This is a genomic window from Geobacillus jurassicus NBRC 107829 (assembly GCF_001544315.1).
Classification (GTDB): Bacteria; Bacillota; Bacilli; order Bacillales; family Anoxybacillaceae; genus Geobacillus; species Geobacillus jurassicus.
On the sequence record NZ_BCQG01000104.1, the window covers coordinates 1 to 2,812 of the forward strand.

Consider the following 2,812-nt stretch of genomic DNA (forward strand, 5'->3'; position numbering starts at 1 on the left):
ATGAAGATCGTTCCATGTTCCCGAAACCCCCTTGGTCGTCAAGGCATCAACGATATGAACGAGATGCTTCAGAACCGGTTTGGAGAAATGCAACGCCAACCCTAACGCTAGGAAAAACTTGTGGATTCCTTGGTGATGTGCTCATTGATTCATGAGACATGAACCTCCTTATGGGTAGTTGGCAGCACATCTATTCTAACCAAGGAGTCCGGTTCATGTCTCCTTTTTTGTTTGACTGTAAATTTATGTTAGTGAATTTGCTCATCTACAGTTAATTTAATTTGACGATTTACCTAATATTTTTAATTTGACATCACCATAATATGTACTCAACAAACAATTAATTTTTTGCAAATAGTGTTTCATTCTTTGTTTGTTTCATTTAATTATTTATACGGTCATTATCCAGATGATCTTTAACAAATTTCTAGCGAAAAATTAAGTAATTTTATGGTGAAGAGCTAAACCTCGTATAAATATTTCACATTTGTCCAATTTTGTCAATTAATATATAGTGCTATCACAGAAAAAGTAATTATATTGTATTAAAAAATCCTATTTCCTGATCAATTAATAAGGAACGATCCAATGATAAATTCTGCAATTCGCATGAAGTTTCAGGAAGATAGGCACAACTATGACACGCTGCACCATTTAGTCGATTCAATCCTTGACCTAAAGACATTCCAATTTCTGTACATACTGGATCAGAACTGCACCATTTAGCTTTTTCCAAGGCTCTATAAACAACCGAGAAAAAGTTTTTTGTTAGTCCCATCCGAACAAGTCCACCAAAAGTACCATCACTGTCTCCGGAGGAAGTATAAATAAGAACTCCGGACTGAGTTTCATGTAAATATAATCTTTCGCGAATGGAAGCCGTATTATATCCACATGTTAATGACAATTCATTGATCAGAATATGTGATAAAGTATGAAGTAAAACAAATCTAGGATTATAAATACTACTATCAATAAAATGATTGCTGTTACGATAACGTTCTAAATATTTTTTATAATATTCTCGGACACTGGGCTGTTCTTCCCAAATTTTCAGTCTTTCTGTATTCAAGGTGAAAAATATACCTTCTCCATATACTTTATATGCAGGAAGCCAGTTGTTTTCCGGAGCATCTGGATCTTTGAACAGTAATTTTCTTCCTTCTCTTATTTCAAATATATTTAGATGCTCAATATTTGTTTTAAGTCTGTTAAATCCTGTAAAAACAATAGTTTCTTTTAATTTCGTAACCCGATTCACTTTACTAAAAAAAGTTCTTATATCTGTTTCATCTATCTCATTACATTGCCATTCTTTTAGGACTTTTAAATTTTCGGAATGATCAACCTCTTCTGATAAAGTTTCAAATTCTTTTTCGCGCAGTTGATGTTCTATCCATTCCGATTGATTATTCTCCTGCTCCTGACTAATATCTCCTTGCTGAATATAGATAATTGCTCTCTCGATATCTGAATCTGTGTAATCACTAATTTCAGGTGGACATAATTTTTTTATAAATTCAATTTTTCCATTCATAGTTTCATGAGTCTCAATCAAAGAGCTTGTTATACCTCTTTTTTCAAATAAATTAATTAGATATTCAATTTCAGCACTCCTATCACCAGGAATATGAATAGCACTGACTTTAACAGGAAAATACACATTGATAGAATTTTTTAAAACAGCAACAGGATATGCAGAACATTCATCTTTTTCTTCTAAGGAACCATACCATGGCTTTGTTCCCGGACAAGTATACTCTTTTTCATCTTCTTCATTTAGCATAACGCTTAGAGCGCTTTTATTATTTTGCTTATCTCCCTTATTTTTTATCATAATCCCTTTTAGGGAACGATCTTTTCCGCAGCTACATTCAACTTTCAGAGAGTCTAATGTTGTTCCTCCGGTTGACACTAGTTTCAGTGTTCCTTCGCAAAGAGTATTTTCATTTTTATGCACCCATTCGCGCCAAGGAAAATCTGAGATATGACCATGCTCACACACAATGACAAAAGGTACTTGAATCATTTTAGTTAATTTATTACATTCTCTGCAGTGATACCAACTTGTGCGTGATGAGAGTGGTAATTGGTATAAAGTTTTACATTTTGGACAGTAATGCCATGTTGGGAAACGCAATAAAGGTATATATACGTCAGTATTTGTTTGTTGTATCGCATTTCCTTCCCCTCTATATTGACTTCCTGATCTAAAATCAGGGGGAAGAAAAAGCTTGTTAACTTTCAATAGCGATTTTAACCTTGGTTCTTGTACTTCATATTCATGCAATGAATTTAATCGATTGCCATGTTTATCATAATACCATTTATCTAAAGCGCCTATAATTGCTGTTTCTCCTTCCGGGCTGACGACAAGAGATCCCGGACCAAATGTTGTAACTAGTTGCCCTCTTCGTAAAGGTAAATCTTTCATTTAAATAACTCCTCCCATGAACTATTCACACCATCATCTGTGTTTGAAATGTATAAATCTGTAATTAATCCTCGACACTCTGCATCAACATTTCTCATGGAATTCATCATAGGTATTGCTGAATGTTTCAGTGTTATTGGAATAGTAGATCCTGCAGGATACATAAATCCCTTTACTTTAGCGTCCACCTTCCAAGACGTATAATTGCCTTCTAATATATTTTTTAAAATTCTCTTGAACCTATCCTTTAATTCATTAACCTGTTCAGCATCTATCAATTCTGCTCTTTTTACTAATCTTTCATAGAATGGAAGTATTTTTTCTTCCAAATATCTCTCAATTCCTTTTCTGTCTGGAGTAATAGCTACATCCAATGTT

At 33.7% G+C, this 2,812-nt stretch carries 1 protein-coding gene and 2 pseudogenes; all 3 read right to left on the bottom strand.

Annotated elements, in window-relative coordinates; all coding sequences use genetic code 11:
• Positions 1–185 (bottom strand): annotated as a pseudogene (locus GJ1_RS18485) (hypothetical protein); the annotation flags it as partial.
• 350 nt (positions 186–535) lie between these two features.
• Positions 536–2,434 carry an MrfA Zn-binding domain-containing protein gene (drmB, locus tag GJ1_RS17255; protein ID WP_066235092.1) on the bottom strand — a complete coding sequence of 633 codons (1,899 nt, stop codon included), beginning with the start codon at positions 2,432–2,434 and terminating at the stop codon, positions 536–538.
• Positions 2,431–2,812, bottom strand: a pseudogene (locus tag GJ1_RS18770) (helicase-related protein); the annotation flags it as partial. The gene drmB and the pseudogene GJ1_RS18770, both read right to left, overlap by 4 nt.

Coding starts and splice junctions, on each gene's coding strand:
- drmB (WP_066235092.1), bottom strand. CDS start 2,434: ATGAAAGATTTACCTTTACGAAGAGGGCAACTAGTTACAACATTTGGT.